The 14,895-nt window shown below is 61.8% G+C and carries 12 protein-coding genes and 1 tRNA gene; all 13 read left to right on the forward strand.

Going from position 1 to position 14,895, the window contains the following annotated elements; translation table 11 throughout:
* The first annotated feature begins 33 nt into the window (after positions 1 to 33).
* The 13 genes from DW645_RS02300 to DW645_RS02360 all read left to right on the forward strand — a co-directional run bounded on the left by DW645_RS02300 (position 34) and on the right by DW645_RS02360 (position 14,873).
* Positions 34 to 750, forward strand: a complete 717-nt coding sequence (locus tag DW645_RS02300) for a LytTR family DNA-binding domain-containing protein (protein WP_006235156.1) — start codon at positions 34 to 36, stop codon at positions 748 to 750.
* Positions 751 to 846: 96 nt separating this feature from the next.
* The gene (locus tag DW645_RS02305; RefSeq protein ID WP_117584170.1) at positions 847 to 1,314 is read left to right on the forward strand and encodes a YfcE family phosphodiesterase; all 468 of its coding nucleotides are present in this window, start codon (positions 847 to 849) and stop codon (positions 1,312 to 1,314) included.
* Positions 1,315 to 1,723: 409 nt separating this feature from the next.
* A tRNA-Asp gene (locus DW645_RS02310) sits at positions 1,724 to 1,801 on the forward strand.
* Between the two features lie 358 nt (positions 1,802 to 2,159).
* Positions 2,160 to 2,645 carry an Rrf2 family transcriptional regulator gene (locus DW645_RS02315; protein WP_117564951.1) on the forward strand — a complete coding sequence of 162 codons (486 nt, stop codon included), beginning with the start codon at positions 2,160 to 2,162 and terminating at the stop codon, positions 2,643 to 2,645.
* Positions 2,646 to 2,666: 21 nt separating this feature from the next.
* The gene (locus DW645_RS02320; RefSeq protein ID WP_117564952.1) at positions 2,667 to 3,572 is read left to right on the forward strand and encodes an adenine glycosylase; all 906 of its coding nucleotides are present in this window, start codon (positions 2,667 to 2,669) and stop codon (positions 3,570 to 3,572) included.
* Between the two features lie 114 nt (positions 3,573 to 3,686).
* Positions 3,687 to 4,226 (forward strand): rubrerythrin, encoded by a 540-nt coding sequence (gene rbr, locus DW645_RS02325; protein WP_118093955.1) that lies wholly within the window; start codon positions 3,687 to 3,689, stop codon positions 4,224 to 4,226.
* Positions 4,227 to 4,500: 274 nt separating this feature from the next.
* Positions 4,501 to 5,130, forward strand: a complete 630-nt coding sequence (locus DW645_RS02330; protein WP_147356620.1) for a hypothetical protein — start codon at positions 4,501 to 4,503, stop codon at positions 5,128 to 5,130.
* 464 nt (positions 5,131 to 5,594) lie between these two features.
* On the forward strand, positions 5,595 to 6,029 hold the full coding sequence (locus tag DW645_RS02335; RefSeq protein WP_118226075.1) for a hypothetical protein: 435 nt from the start codon (positions 5,595 to 5,597) through the stop codon (positions 6,027 to 6,029).
* 123 nt (positions 6,030 to 6,152) lie between these two features.
* The gene (locus DW645_RS02340; RefSeq protein WP_118226077.1) at positions 6,153 to 7,508 is read left to right on the forward strand and encodes a DNA recombination protein RmuC; all 1,356 of its coding nucleotides are present in this window, start codon (positions 6,153 to 6,155) and stop codon (positions 7,506 to 7,508) included.
* Between the two features lie 123 nt (positions 7,509 to 7,631).
* Positions 7,632 to 9,434, forward strand: a complete 1,803-nt coding sequence (locus tag DW645_RS02345; protein WP_118226079.1) for an ABC transporter ATP-binding protein — start codon at positions 7,632 to 7,634, stop codon at positions 9,432 to 9,434.
* Between the two features lie 63 nt (positions 9,435 to 9,497).
* The gene (gene nth, locus DW645_RS02350; protein WP_118226081.1) at positions 9,498 to 10,163 is read left to right on the forward strand and encodes an endonuclease III; all 666 of its coding nucleotides are present in this window, start codon (positions 9,498 to 9,500) and stop codon (positions 10,161 to 10,163) included.
* Positions 10,164 to 10,320: 157 nt separating this feature from the next.
* Positions 10,321 to 13,953 (forward strand): transcription-repair coupling factor, encoded by a 3,633-nt coding sequence (gene mfd, locus DW645_RS02355; protein WP_118226083.1) that lies wholly within the window; start codon positions 10,321 to 10,323, stop codon positions 13,951 to 13,953.
* A gap of 56 nt (positions 13,954 to 14,009) precedes the next feature.
* Positions 14,010 to 14,873, forward strand: coding sequence for a phosphatase PAP2 family protein (locus DW645_RS02360; RefSeq protein WP_118226085.1), 864 nt, complete (start codon positions 14,010 to 14,012; stop codon positions 14,871 to 14,873).
* Positions 14,874 to 14,895 lie beyond the last annotated feature (22 nt).

Here is a 14,895-nt window from a genome sequence, read left to right on the forward strand (position 1 = left end):
CGGCGTAGTTAGTTGACGAAAGGTTTTATCCCTATGCTGCGTGCGATGATTGTGGATGATGAGGCGCCGGCTCGCTCGGAGCTTCGCTTCCTGCTCGAGCAAACGGGCAAGATCGGCACGATCACGGAGGCGTCGAGCGTCCGCTCCGCCATCGAGATGCTTATGGAAAGTCGCGTGGATGTCGTGTTTCTCGATATCTCGATGCCCGGTGCCTCGGGCCTGCAACTTGCCGAGGCGCTGCATAAGCTCAAAAATCCGCCGGCGATCGTGTTTGTGACTGCGTATAGCGACCATGCGGTCGAGGCATTCGACGTCGATGCCGTCGATTATCTGATGAAGCCTGTCGAGGAAGCTCGCTTGGATCGCGCGATCGAGAAGGTCATGCAACGCGCCAAGCCGGTTACGGACAGCAAAGTGACCATCGAGCGTATCCCGGTGGAAAAGGGCGGCCGCAAGGTGCTCATTCCCGTGGACGACATCCGCTTTATCATGGCCAAGGACGATTACTCCTGCATCTATACCGTCGATGATCGCTTTTTGTCGACGACCTCGCTGGCGCAGTTTGAGGCCAAGCTCTGCGACTTTGGCTTCTTCCGTGTTCACCGCCGCTATATCGTCAACTTGGCGTGCGTTACGGACGTCGAGACGGTGCCCTCGGGCGCCATCCAGCTGGGCATAACGGGCGTCGACGAACGCGTGCCGGTTTCGCGCCGCCGCGTCGTGCCGCTCAAGAAGGCCTTGAGTCTCTAGCGCACTGGCCCCGCAGCCCTGTAGACCCATCGTCTGCGGAGCCGTGGGGCCTTTTTTGTATGTATCTGCCGAATCGTTTTTTGCGGAAGGGATCCCATGAACAGTGCAAGCGCCAAGCGTATCGACATCATCTCGGACACCCACGGCTATTTATCGCCTGCGCTCTTGGATGAGCTTGAGGGCGCAGACCTGATCATCCACGCCGGCGACCTCACGTCAGAGATGGACTACGAGCACCTGTGCACCATCGCCCCTGTACGGGCCGTATTGGGCAACAACGATTACTACCGCGACTACGGCCCCGATGTAGACCGTCTTGCGCTCTTTACCTACGAAGGCCTCAAATTTGCCGTAGCCCACTACCGCGAAGACCTTCCGGTGGGATCCGTAGACGTAGCCATCAACGGCCACACCCACGTAACCAAAGAAGCCCAGGTGGGCCGCTGCTTAGTCCTCAACCCGGGCAGCGCCAGCTACCCCAGAGGCACCCGAGGCCCCACCATGGCCAGAATGCTCGTCAAAGACGGCAAGATCCTAAGCACCAAGTTTATTGACTTGGACTAACCGCAACAAAAACGGGGGATGCAGATTGCGTCCCCCGTTTCCATTTGAGCCAAAGGCAGAGCTTCAACAAAAACAATCAGACCAACCCCGCCGAGGAGCACGCGGGCTAGCCGCGCAGCGGCGCACGCCCGCAAAACTGGTTGAATAATGTGACGGCAGGGAGGGCTTCCGGGGCTGAGGGCGGGGGTTAAGTTTGTCGCGAGTTCCGCACGCAAAGGAAAGCACTTAATGTGCTTTCCGTCTTGCGCAGGACTGTAGAGCAGCAAACTTAACCCCCGCCCCCAGCCCCGGAGACCCTCCCGGATGGCCCCAAAAATTTTTTCAAAAAAGTTGTTGCGCGCCGGACAGACTTCTGTGTATACTAATCCCCGCAGCGCACGCGAGCGGAAACAAACGCGAACGCCTGCCTGGGGAGTTAGCTCAGTTTGGTTAGAGCGCCGGCCTGTCACGTCGGAGGTCGCGGGTTCGAGCCCCGTACTTCCCGCCAACGCAATTAAAGCCACGTCTTCGGACGTGGCTTTTTGCGTTTGATGCACTTTGTTTCGGTAGAACGATCGCCCTGGCGCATCTTCGCCCAGAATCCCCGCCCCTTCGGGAACGCAAGTAAAATCTAATAAGCATATTTGTCTGAACAACAGCTTTGTTGCGCAACACCTGTTCAACGAGACAGGGGGTTAGGTTATACTAAATTGCACTGTAGGCCGCATCTGATGCATTTCGCTCCAAGCGCGGCACTCAGTGGATATCCGATTTACCATTTGGATGTCCTGCGGTCATTTAGCGTCTCGACACAAGCTCGGCCCCGGAGCTCGTTCGAGCTGTTCGTATTCCTTGAAAGGGGAAAAGTGGACATATCGAGGAAGACTGATTACGCCCTTCGTATGTTGGCGATGCTTGCCGAGGATCCGGAGCGTTTGCTTTCTGTTCGCACCGCTGCCGAAGAGGTCAATGTTCCGTATTCGTTTGCCCGCTCGATTCAGCACGGTTTGGTCCAGGCCGGTATTGTGGAGAGCCTGCGTGGCGTCCACGGTGGCATGCGTCTCAAGGTCAGTCCGGACGACGTCACTATCCGCCAGGTCGTCGAGGCCGTTCAAGGCCCTATGGTTATGAATGATTGCACCGCGCCCGATGGTGACTGTGCGCGCATGGGCACGTGCTGCTATCATCCCCTGTGGGCCGGAGCTCAAGCATTGATGCGCGACTACCTCGATTCCGTTTCGCTCGGCGACATCGTCGCTCACCGCCAGTTCCCGGCCGTCGATCCCAAGTTCGCCGACCGCGAAGCGTTTCCCGAGTACGCCACCTGTGCGTATACATGCCGGGAGGAATAGCGCCGCATAAGGAGCATAGATATGATTCAGGACCCCTTTCGTTCGATGATTCGTTCGGAAGGGGTCCTGCGTTATCGCGACCTTCCGTGGCGCCGCACGCGCGATCCGTACATCATTTGGCTTTCCGAGGTCATGTTGCAGCAAACACAGGTGCCACGCGTGGAGACGCGTATGCCGGCGTGGCTCGATCGCTTTCCGACCGTGCAGGCGCTTGCCCAAGCCGCGCCTTCCGATGTTTTGGACGCTTGGCAGGGCATGGGCTACAACCGACGCGCTCTGGCGCTCCACAAGGCCGCTCAGCGCGTTGTGGAGGACTGGGACGGTGAGTTTCCGCGTGAGACGCGTGACTTGGTCGCTCTGCCTGGTATTGGCCCGGCAACGGCGCAAGGTATCCGGTCGTTTGCGTTTGACCTTCCAGGCGTGTATCTGGAGACCAACGTGCGCACGGTCTTTCTGCATCACTTCTTTCCCGATGTACCGGCTGTTCCCGACCGCGAGCTGGTGCCGCTGATTCAGGCGGCCTGTCCGGCGGTCCCCGGTGCGGCGACCGACGAGATCGCTCCCTTTGCCGTGCCGCTCGATGATGCCGACACGCCGCGCGCGTGGTATTACGCGTTGCTGGATTACGGCGCATATCTAAAAAAGACGTTGCCCAATCCGTCCAGGCGCTCGGCGGGCTATAGCCGTCAATCAAAGTTTGAGGGCTCACGTCGCCAAAAGCGCGCGCATATCGTGCGCATGTTGCTGGCAGCGCGCGATGGCCAACCGGCGGGGATTACGCTTGCTGATGCCGTGGTGGGCGTTAACGATATGGAAGCGGCGGCTGGGCGCGGGCCGGTCGAGCGCGAGCTTGTCGCGGGCATTCTGGCCGACCTGGAGCGTGAGGGCTTTTGCCGAGCCGAGGGCGATCGCTGGCTGAGCATTTAGCCCGTGGAAATCTGAAGAACAGGATTGTAAGGTTTAGATTTCCGACATGAGGGCATCCTAAAGACGAGGCCGCTCGAAGCCTACGGGCGGCATGCGTTGAAGGGAAGTACACCTATGGATTTTGAGAATTCCCAAACCAAGAAGAACCTCGAGACCGCTTTTGCCGGTGAGTCCCAGGCACACACCAAGTATCGCTACTATGCCTCCAAGGCAAAGAAGGACGGCTACGTTCAGATCTCGAACATCTTTGCCGAGACGGCTGGCAACGAGTCCGAGCACGCCAAACTGTGGTTTAAGTATCTGCACGATGGCGCCGTCCCCGATACCCTGGACAATCTGCGCGATGCCGCCGCGGGTGAGAACTACGAGTGGACCACGATGTACGACGAGTTTGCCAAGACCGCCGAGGAAGAGGGCTTTGCCGAGATTGCCGCAAAGTTCCATGGTGTCGCCGCCGTCGAGAAGGCCCACGAGGAGCGCTACAACAAGCTCGTCGAGCGCATCGAGTCGGGCGAGGTGTTTGAGCGCGAGGGCGTAAAGGTGTGGAAGTGCCTGAACTGCGGACATCTGCACGTTGGTGCCGAGGCACCTGAGGTGTGCCCGGTGTGTAACCACCCCAAGGCGTACTTTGAGGAGCAGGTGGTGAACTACTAGCGCTTGGCGCTGGCTGCTGCGGAGCGCAGGGCGGGGAAATACCTTTCCCTCTCGCTCACGGCTTCGCAGAGTCGCGCGAGGCAAAGGTATTTCCCCGCCTTGCGCTCCGGCGTTGGGTCGTCGCGTGCTCGATACAGAAAAGCTGATTAGAAGTTTGTGTGCCGCCCCTTTTGGGGCGGCACGTTTTTGTATGGGGCCAGTTGGGGCGGTGATGTTGCTTAGGGGGTACACTGGGTAGCGTTGGCTATTCGTTTCCTCTTGTGAGGTGTTGGTTATGGGTAAGAAATCTCGGGCTCGGGTGGCTGCTGCTGGGACTCGTAAGGATCCTGAGCGTCGGGTTGTTGAGGGCGGCAAGGCAGAGCGTGCCGATAAGAAGAAAGCCGGTGCGCATGCTCATCCTGAGTGGGCGCCTCATTTGAATTCGGCGAGTGAGGACTTGACTGCCAAGCTGTTCACGATGGTCGAGGTCATCTTGGGTGTGGTGCCCGTGGTGGTCATCGGTTTGTTCCTGGCCTCGAAGGACGCTACGAGCGTGGATAAGCTCACCGATGTCTTTTCGCAGGACCCCTCGATGGTGGTCACGTTTATCTCTGCGTGCCTGCAGCCGTTTGCGGCGTACATGCTATACATGGTCTATCGCAAATACTGCGAGGGCGACGCTGGTTTTGCCGCCGGCAACCTGATTGGCCTTCTGTGCTCCGAGATCCTACTGCTCAATATTCCGGGCGTGATTGGTATGGGTATTTTGCTGTGGCGTGTTTGGCGCAACGTCGCCCCGCACTTTGAAAGCTGGCTGTTTGAGCGTCGCGTAATGGGCGTGCTGGTCGACATCGCGGGCTCACTCGTGATCCTGGTCCTGGCGTTTATGTGTGCCACCGCAGCTCGAGGTCTCGCGGGCATGTAATCTGCTTTCACCGACTGCGGAGCGCGGGGCAACTGCTGGCCTCACCGCTCCGGGCGTCAGGCCCGCGGCGCATTCCTTTCCCTCTCGCTCACGGCTCCGCAGGGTCGCGCGAGGCAAAGGCATGCACCGCGGGCCTGACGGCGCGGGCTTGCCAACGAGTTTTGGCCCATAGGTTAGTTTGCGTGCCGCCCCTTTTTGGGACGGCACGTTTTTGTGGGGTCCCGGTCTCCACAATTTTCGTCAAGCTATTGGTTAGATTTTGGTCAGTTGGCGTAAGGGCGGAAGGCCAAAAGATTGTTGGCGAAAAAAGCTCAGAGAAAGTGCTGGTAGGGGAGTTGTTGAGCTTTTCGACAGCTTATGAGCAAAAGAAACTTTGTGGCTATTGCCGGCGATTGCGTTGTCGCGGTCATGGCGGTGCGGGATGCTGGTCGTAAGCGTCGAATGCTCCGATTTTGGAGGCCAGCATGGATCTGTTTCTTGAGACTCCGCAGCAACAAGCTGAGCGCATGCTGCGTCAGCAGCAACGACTCATGGAGATACAAATGCAAGGGGCGGCAGTCCAGCCCTTTGCGCAAAATGTCGTGCCCGCTGCTGTACCTGCAGCTGTGCCCGGGTGCGAATCGGCACCAGAGGCCTATTCCGTACAGCAAGATTCATATGCGCAGGAGCTCGCGTTCGACAAGCGTCGTGCGCGTCGTCGCCGCGTGGGCCAGCGCCTGCGTACGCTGGCGATGATCGTGCTGATTCCGTTGGGGCTCGCGGCAATCTTCTTGGCCTCATATGCCCTCACGTGCATTCTCAACGGCGCCTCGCCCAGTGAGGTGCTTGAGCACTTGGCAGCTCTCGGCCAGCGCCTAAGCGATGTCGTAACAACTATCCGCGCCGGCTGGGAGAGTTAGCGTTTTAGTACCTGTGGCCCAAAATCCATTTGTCCGATTGCCATGTGACGCCCGGTGCGTGTGGCGGGGTAAGATTGATCGCGGTTTTGATTGATGGTCGATTGAGTTTGTTGGGCGGAGACTATGTCTGCTATTGATATCGTGCTTGTTGTGATCGCCTTGGTGGCGGTGGGGGTTGCTGTGGCTTGTGCCCTGCAGCTCAAGGGCCTTCGCGCCGAGCTGCGGGAGCGTGGCGATAGCGGAACAGAGATGCTGGCTGCGCTCGAGCAGGCCAACAACGCGCTCGATGCCCTGAACGTCGCGCTGGCCGAAACACGCCGCACGGCAAACGCCATCGCGCAGCAGCAGACGACCGATGCGGCCGTGGAGCAGCAACGTTACCTGGTCATCGCACGCGAGTTCTCGCAAGCTGGTGACCGGATGGATGACCTGCGCCGTGAGACGGCCCAACAGCTCGGCGCCAATCGCGAGGGCATCGAGCATCGCCTGGACAAGGTGCGCGAGACGGTCGATGCTCAGCTGGGCGCCATCCGCAAAGACAACAACGTGCAGCTCGATCAGATGCGCGCGACGGTGGACGAGAAGCTCTCTCGCACGCTCAACGACCGTCTGTCTGCATCGTTTAAGCAGGTGAGCGACCAGCTCGAGGCCGTGTACAAGGGCCTGGGCGACATGCAATCTATCGCCACTGGCGTGGGCGACCTTAAGCGCGTGCTGGGTAATGTAAAAGCGCGCGGCATTTTGGGCGAGGTACAGCTGGGTGCAATCCTAGCGGACATCCTTACGCCCGACCAGTATCTGGAAAACGTCGCCACCAAGCCCGGCGCCTCGGAGCGCGTTGAGTTTGCCGTCAAGCTGCCGGTGGACGAGGGCGATCCCGTGCTGCTGCCGATCGACTCCAAATTCCCGGGCGACGCGTACGAGCATCTGCTCGACGCGCAAGAGTCGGGTGATGCCGAAGCTGTGGCCACCGCGCGCAAGACACTCGATGCTATGGTGAAACGCGAGGCAAAGGACATCTGCGAAAAATACCTGAGCGTGCCCGCGACCACCAATTTTGGCATTATGTTCGTGCCGTTTGAGGGCCTGTACGCCGAGGTCGTCAGCCGCCCCGGGCTTATCGAGACCCTGGGCCGCGACTATCACGTTAACGTTGCCGGCCCCAGCACCATGGCGGCCATCCTCAACAGCCTGCAGATGAGCTACCAGACGTTTAGGCTGCAAAAGCGCACCGACGACGTGCTGCGTGTGCTCTCTGCCGTCAAGGCCGAGCTGCCGCGCTATCAGGCGGCGCTGCGTCGTGCCCAGCAGCAGATCGAGACCGCGGGTAAAACGGTCGAGGGCATCATCACCACGCGCACCAACGTTATGGAGCGCAAGCTCAAGGATATCGACGCGCTGGAAGACGCGCGGGAGGCCGACGAGATTTTGGGCTTGGAGTCCGCAGGCTTGCTCGCAGACCAAAAAGACGAAGACTAGCTGCATCTGACGGCGGGGTGCCTGCACAAGCACGGCGCGGGCGCTTTTCGCATCGTGCTTGCCTGAAGTGCGCTTTAGTGTGCAACAATGGCGTTTCGCCCTATCAGACGCGAAAGGAAGCCCATGTCTCAGAGAAACACCAGTCCGCTCAAACGCTCCACCGTGCGCCGCACGCTACAGCGTTTTTGGGACGTCACGCGCACACAGCCGCTGATCGTCTTTCTCTCGGTGTTCTCGTCGGCGGGCTACATCTTTTTGCTCACGTTTGCCAACACCTACGTGATGGCCCTTATCGTCGACCGCGTCCAGGCCGGCCCCGTGGCGGGCGACCAGGTGTTTGAGGTCTTTGGTCCCTATATTCTGGCGCTCGTGTTCGTTAACCTAGTGGGCCAGATCCTCTCCAAGCTGCAGGACTACACCGTCTACAAGCTCGAGATTGCGGGCAATTATCACCTGGCGCGCCTGTGCTTTGACACGCTCTCCAATCAATCCATGACATTTCACACCAGCCGCTTTGGCGGATCGCTTGTGAGCCAGACGAGTCGTTTTATGAGTGGCTACACGGGCTTGGTCGACGTGACGGTGTATTCGCTCATTCCCACCATTACCTCGGTTGTCTGCACGGTGGCGGCGCTCGCTCCGGTGGTGCCGACGTTTACCGTGATCCTGGTGGGCATCATGGTCGTCTACATTGCGTTTGTCTGGCTTATGTACAAGCGCATCATGCCGCTTTCGGCCGCGACGTCCGCCGCTCAGAACAAACTGTCGGGCGTGCTGTCCGACGCGGTCACGAACATCCTGGCCGTCAAGACCTGTGGGCGCGAGGACTTTGAGCGCGACCTGTTCGATACCGCCGACCGCGCCGCGCGCGATGCTGAAACGGTTTCGATGCACGCCATGATGCAGCGCAACTTTACGACCTCGGGCCTTATCGTCATCACCATGGCCGTGGTGAGTGTGTTCGTCGCGGGTGGCAACGCGTGGTTTGGCATCTCGGCCGGCGCGCTCGTCATGATCTTTACCTATACGTACAACCTCACCATGCGTCTGAACTACGTGAGCTCCATGATGCAACGCATCAACCGCGCGCTGGGCGATGCGGCCGAGATGACGCGCGTGCTGGACGAGCCGCGTCTGGTGGCAGACGACGAGAATGCCCCCGAGCTCAAGGTGGGCGAGGGTGCGATTGATTTTGAGCACCTGAGCTTTGCATACCGTGATGCCGCGGCGGGCGAGAGCGTGTTCGACGACCTGACGCTCCATGTGGCAGCGGGCCAGCGCGTGGGCCTGGTGGGCAAATCGGGCTCGGGCAAGACGACGCTCACCAAGTTGTTGCTGCGCCTGGACGACGTACAGGGCGGCCGCGTGCTCGTGGACGGCCAGGACGTCTCGCGCTGTACGCAGCAGAGTCTGCGCCGCCAGGTTGCCTACGTGCCGCAGGAGGCGTTGCTGTTCCATCGCTCCATTCGCGAGAATATCGCCTACGGCCGCCCCGATGCCACCGACGAGCAGATCCGCGAGGCCGCGCGCCTGGCAAATGCCCTGGAGTTTATCGACCGCCTGCCCAACGGCTTTGACACCATGGTGGGCGAGCGCGGCGTCAAGCTTTCGGGCGGCCAACGTCAGCGCGTGGCCATCGCCCGCGCTATCCTGACCGACGCGCCGATCCTGGTGCTCGACGAGGCGACGTCTGCCTTGGACAGCGAGTCCGAGGCGCTGGTGCAGGAGGCGCTCGAGAACCTGATGCGCGGTCGCACCTCCATTGTGGTGGCACATCGCCTGTCTACCGTGGCGGCGCTCGATCGCATCGTGGTGCTGGCGGACGGCGAGATTGTCGAGGACGGTACGCATGCGCAGCTTGTCGAGGCGGGCGGCGAGTACGCAAGCCTGTGGGGCCGCCAGACCGGCGCATTTTTGGAGGCGTAAAGACCCCATACGTGGGACAATCGTGCCCATAGGTTTGTTATGCCGCTGAAGCGAGGAGTCATTATGCCACGCGAGACCAATGCCGCCAAACGCGAGCGCGCCGTTGAGGTGTGCGAGCGCCTCAACCGTCGCTATGGCCCGGTCGAGTGTTTTTTGGATCACGAGAATCCCTTTAGGCTGCTCATTGCCGTACTGCTCTCGGCGCAGACGACCGACGCGCAGGTCAACAAGGTGACGCCGCGGCTGTTTGCCCAGTGGCCCACGCCCGAGGCCATGGCGGGGGCGAGCGTGGCCGATGTGGCCGGTACCATTAAGTCACTCGGCTTTTATAAGAGCAAGGCCAAGCACGCCGTGGAAGCCGCGCAGATGATCGTCACCGATTACGGCGGCGAGGTACCGGCCGACATGAAGGAGCTCGTCAAACTGCCGGGTGTGGGGCGCAAAACGGCGAACATCGTGCTCAACGTGGGGTTTGGCATTGTCGAGGGCATCGCGGTCGATACGCACGTCAACCGCATCGCGCACCGCCTGATGCTGAGCCCCAAGACGCATGCCAAGGAGCCGCTCAAGACCGAGCAGGATCTGCTCAAGATTTTGCCGCACGAGTATTGGGAGTCGGTCAACCACCAGTGGATCACATTTGGCCGCGAGATCTGCGACGCCCGCAAACCCAAGTGCGACGAGTGCCCGCTGGCGGATTTGTGTCCCAGCGTGCGCGTAGCGGGGTAGGGCGGAACGCATCTTCGTCTGGCGTTTTTTGCGGGGCTGGGTTTGCCCTTGAGCCGGAGTCCTTTCCATGCGCTACCATGACAGGCAATGAAATCCGCCGCATACCCGCCGAGCTTGCCCCGGCGGGCTTTTGGCGTTGCGATGCCGGAGGAACAGCATGCTCATTCACCGTATAGCCGCGCAGCTCTACACTGCCGAGGCCTTGCAGACCGTCGAGGCCGGACTCGATGCCGGCGAGGACGTGACGCTGGCTGTGTCGCAGTCGGGCCGCACGCTTATGGCGGCCGCCCAGTTTGCGCGCCGCCCGCGCCCCACGGTCTACATTGTGAGTGGCGAGGATGCGGCCGATCGCGCCGCGCGCAGTCTGGCCGCCTATGTGGGCTTGGCGCATGTGTGCCGTTTTCCCGAGCGCAAGGACTATCCGTGGCGCGAGCAGGCGCCCGACGACGCCGTGGTGGCGCAGCGCTGCGAGGCTCTGGGGCGCATCGTGCGCGGGGACAACTGCATCATGGTTGCCTCGGCCCGTGCGCTGCTGCGCTGCGTGCCGCCGGTCGAGAGTCGCTATTGGGAGTCCACCACTTTTGCGGTGGGCGAGGAGATTCCTTTTGACGAGGTGCCGCAGCGCCTGGTGGGCATGGGCTACACCAATGCCGGCGCCGCCGACGCGCCCGGTCTGTTCCGCGTGCACGGCGACACCGTCGAGGTGTTCCCCGCACAGGAAAAGGCGCCCGTACGCATCGAGTTCTTTGGCGACGAGATTGACCGCATCCGCCGCATGGTGAGCTCCACGGGCCAAACCATCGGCAACGAGGACAGTATCGAGATCTTCCCCTGCCGTGAGCTGGCGCTTACCGACGATGCCGTTCACAACATGCACGTGGCGCTCTACCGCGCCAGCCAGGACGATAGCAAGCTGGCAGCGCTGCTCGAGATGGTGGATGCACGCATCGTCACGCCCGAGCTCGACCGCTTTTTGCCGGTGATGTACGGCCAGACCGTAAGCCCGTTGGCACACGTGAGCGGCAAGGCGCTTGTGGTTTTGTCCGAGCCGCGCTCGCTGTTCGACGACTGCCTGCGTGCCTACGAGGATATCGAGGCCCGTGCCGGCGAGGCGGGGATTGACCGCCTGGACGGTCTGTACGTGCGCGCTCAACAGCTCGATTTTGGTGCCCAGCAGCGCCTGAACTACGTAAGCCTCATTCGTGCCGGCGGCGCGGTGACGGCCGAGCTCAAGATTGAGCAGCCTGCCATCGCAGGCTCGGACAACCGTTTTATGACGCGCATCCAGGAGGTCGTGGGCAAGCGCTATGCCTGCGTGTTTGCCATTCCCGACCGCGGCGCGCGTGAGTCGATGGAGCTCACCTTTGGCGACGAGGGCATTACCTTTGAGGAATCGCTGACCGCGGCGCCCGAAAATGCCGGCGCTATCGGCGACCGCGTGCGCGTGGCAGCGGCGGATTCCGCCGACCGTGCCGCACGCCAGGAGGCCCACGCTTCCATTCGCGAGCGTAAGGCCGACGCACTCAACGCCCGCTCGCTCGAGGCGGGCGCGGCCCAGGCTGCCGCCGGTGCCGCCGTGCCCACCATCTCGCGCGGGCGCGTGACCTTTGTCGATGCCGCCCTGCCGCAGGGCGTGGTGGTGCCCGATGCCAACCTGGCCGTATTCTCGATTGCCGACCTCAACGCCCGTATGGATGCCAACCGCGCGCGCAGCCGCCGCAAGGTGGACATTACGCAGATCACCTTCCCGTTTAAGCCGGGCGACTACGTGGTGCACGCCACTCACGGCATCGCACTCTTTAGCGAGATTGCGCGTCAGGAAGTGGGCGGCAAAGAGCGCGACTACTTTTTGCTGGAATATGCCGACGGCGACAAGCTCTACGTGCCGCTCGAGCAGGTCGACCGTATCACGCGCTATGTTGGCCCCGACGGCGACAAACCGCGCCTGACCAGGCTCAACACAGCCGACTGGACGCGCGCCACCAACAAGGCGCGCAAGAACGCCAAAAAGCTGGCGTTTGACCTGGTCGACCTGTATACGCGCCGCTCATCAATCGCGGGTATCGCCTGCCCGCCTGACACGCCCGAGCAGATCGAGATGGAGGAGAGCTTTCCTTACGACGAGACGCGCGACCAGCTGGAGGCCATCGCCGACATTAAGGCCGATATGGAGGCGCCCAAGCCCATGGACCGCCTGCTGTGTGGCGACGTGGGTTTTGGCAAGACCGAGGTTGCCCTGCGCGCGGCGTTTAAGTGCGTGGACTCCGGCCGCCAAGTCATGGTGCTCTGCCCCACGACCATTCTGGCCCAGCAGCACTACGAGACGTTCTTTGAGCGCTTTGCCCCGTTTGGCCTCGAGGTCGAGGTGCTCAGCCGCTTCCGCACCCCGGCGCAGCAAAAGCGCGCGCTCAAGGCGTTTGCCGAGGGCACGATCGACGTGCTCATCGGCACGCACCGTCTGCTTTCGGCCGATGTGAACCCCAAGAACCTGGGCCTGGTGATCATCGACGAGGAGCAACGCTTTGGCGTGCAGCACAAGGAGCAGCTCAAGAACCTGCGCGAGCAGATTGACGTGCTCACGCTTTCGGCAACGCCTATTCCGCGAACCATGCAGATGGCCACGAGCGGCGTGCGCGACATGAGCCTGATCACCACGCCGCCGACCGGGCGTCGTCCCGTGATCGTGCACGTGGGGGAGTACGACCCCGACGTGGTAAGCGCGGCGATTCGCCTGGAGGTGGGCCGCGGCGGCCAGGTGTACTACGTGTCCAACCGCGTCAAGACCATCGATGACGCCGTGGCGCGCGTGCACGAGGCCGCGCCCGAGGCGCGCGTGGGCGTGGCGCACGGCAAGATGAGTCCGCGCGAGGTCGAGGACGTGATGATCGAGTTCGCGACCAAAAAGATCGACGTGCTCATCGCCACGACCATCGTGGAGAGCGGTATCGACAACGCGACCGCCAACACGCTGATCATCGAGGACTCGCAGCGCCTGGGCCTGGCGCAGCTCTACCAGCTCAAGGGTCGTGTGGGTCGCTCTGCCACGCAGGCCTACGCGTACTTTATGTTCCCGGGCGAGCTGCCACTCACCGAGGAGGCCACGGCGCGCCTGACCGCACTATCCGAGTTCCAGGACCTGGGCAGCGGCATGCGCATCGCCATGCGCGACCTGGAGATTCGCGGCGCCGGCTCGCTTATGGGCGCCGAGCAGCACGGCAACCTGTCGAGCGTGGGCTTTGACCTGTTTACGCAGATGCTGGGCCAGGCGGTGGCCGAGGCGCGCGGCGATGACGACGCCGGCGTGGAGGCGGCGAGCGTGGGCATTAACCTGCCGGCCGACTACTTCTTGTCCGAGGAGTACCTGCCGGCGGTGGATCAGCGCGTGCTCGTGTACCGCAGGCTCGCAGCGGCCGAGGACCTGGAGAGCATCGATGAGGTGCAGGAAGAGACCGAGGCCGCGCATGGCGAGCTGCCGTTGGCGGGACTCAACCTGTTCAACCGCGCGCGTATCCGCATCCGCGGCGAGCGCCTGGGGCTCGAGAGTGTCACGCTCAGCGGCGGACGCATCACGTTTTTGGGCGTCGACGTGCCCAAGAAGGTGGCCTTTGAGCTTAAGACCCGCTATGGCGCGGTGAACTTCCCCAAGAGCCGCAAGCTGTCGGTGCCCTACAAGGCGGGCGCCGGTGCGGGCAGCGGCTTGGGCCGCGGCCTTGACGCCAACGACGGCACCGGCCCTGTGGCCGCGGCGCTCATGCTGCTGCAACAGCTGGGTGCTAGCGACGACGACTAGCGGGTCGACGCTGCAAACGCTCCATTTGGGCAATCTGGTTCCATCGAAAGGAAAGCATGTTCGGATACATCTATAAGAAAGATGTCGCCATTATCGCGGTTGTCCTGTGCCTTTGTCTGGGCGTGGGCAGCTTCTTCGATTATCAGATTTCGAGCGCGCTGTTCAATATCGGCAGCATGTACGGCCGCTTTATCGAGGCTGCCGGCGAGCTACCGTTCGAGCTGACGGCAAGCGTCGCGGGCGTCATGCTCGTGCGTGCGGTGCGTCCCGACTCCAGGGGGAGCAAATGGCTCGCCGTGCTCGGCATCCTCGTCAACGTTGGCCTGGTCGGCTACGAGATCGTTTCGTCCCTGCGGGTTGGCGGCAAACTCATCGCTGCTCAGTTGGTGCTGACATTTGTGCTGGTCATCGTCGCTAACCTTATCGTCTATCGCCTCACGCGCGCGACCGCGCCCGACGAGCTCACGCGCTGGGCGTTGATGGTACTTGCCGTGTGGGTCGCTCAGGCCATTATCCTCAACGTGATCGTCAAGCCGCTGTGGTCGCGCCCGCGCATGCGCGTGATCGAGGTGACGCCGGGGCTCGATTTTCAGCCGTGGTGGGTGATCGGCAACCCCGACAAGTGGACCTATATCGCCGCCGGCGTGATCAAGGACGGGTTCAAGTCGTTCGCGAGCGGACACACGGCGCACGCGGCGATCGGCCTTATGCTCGCCGGGCTTCCCGCGGCAGCCTTTAAGGAAAAACCTTCGCGTCGCCGCGTGATCTTTTGGGCGGCGGCTGTGGTCGCGGCGCTCGTCGCCTTTGGCCGTATCGTGATCGGAGCTCACTTTTTGAGCGACGTGAGCTGCGGCTTTGCCCTGGTGTTGGCGCTTGAGTGCCTTGCCGCGCGCGTTGCCTATCCCAACGGCGTACAATAGCCCCGTTTGAATCATCGGGCCC

Source organism: Collinsella sp. AM23-17, from assembly GCF_003470945.1.
GTDB lineage: Bacteria > Actinomycetota > Coriobacteriia > Coriobacteriales > Coriobacteriaceae > Collinsella > Collinsella aerofaciens_O.

Excerpts from the sequence above, each read along its gene's own strand:
- DW645_RS02320 (WP_117564952.1), top strand. The coding sequence starts at position 2,667 with ATGATTCAGGACCCCTTTCGTTCGATGATTCGTTCGGAAGGGGTCCTG.
- rbr (WP_118093955.1), top strand. The coding sequence starts at position 3,687 with ATGGATTTTGAGAATTCCCAAACCAAGAAGAACCTCGAGACCGCTTTT.
- nth (WP_118226081.1), top strand. The coding sequence starts at position 9,498 with ATGCCACGCGAGACCAATGCCGCCAAACGCGAGCGCGCCGTTGAGGTG.
- DW645_RS02345 (WP_118226079.1), top strand. The coding sequence starts at position 7,632 with ATGTCTCAGAGAAACACCAGTCCGCTCAAACGCTCCACCGTGCGCCGC.
- mfd (WP_118226083.1), top strand. The coding sequence starts at position 10,321 with ATGCTCATTCACCGTATAGCCGCGCAGCTCTACACTGCCGAGGCCTTG.
- DW645_RS02330 (WP_147356620.1), top strand. The coding sequence starts at position 4,501 with ATGGGTAAGAAATCTCGGGCTCGGGTGGCTGCTGCTGGGACTCGTAAG.
- DW645_RS02335 (WP_118226075.1), top strand. The coding sequence starts at position 5,595 with ATGGATCTGTTTCTTGAGACTCCGCAGCAACAAGCTGAGCGCATGCTG.
- DW645_RS02300 (WP_006235156.1), top strand. The coding sequence starts at position 34 with ATGCTGCGTGCGATGATTGTGGATGATGAGGCGCCGGCTCGCTCGGAG.
- DW645_RS02360 (WP_118226085.1), top strand. The coding sequence starts at position 14,010 with ATGTTCGGATACATCTATAAGAAAGATGTCGCCATTATCGCGGTTGTC.
- DW645_RS02340 (WP_118226077.1), top strand. The coding sequence starts at position 6,153 with ATGTCTGCTATTGATATCGTGCTTGTTGTGATCGCCTTGGTGGCGGTG.
- DW645_RS02305 (WP_117584170.1), top strand. The coding sequence starts at position 847 with ATGAACAGTGCAAGCGCCAAGCGTATCGACATCATCTCGGACACCCAC.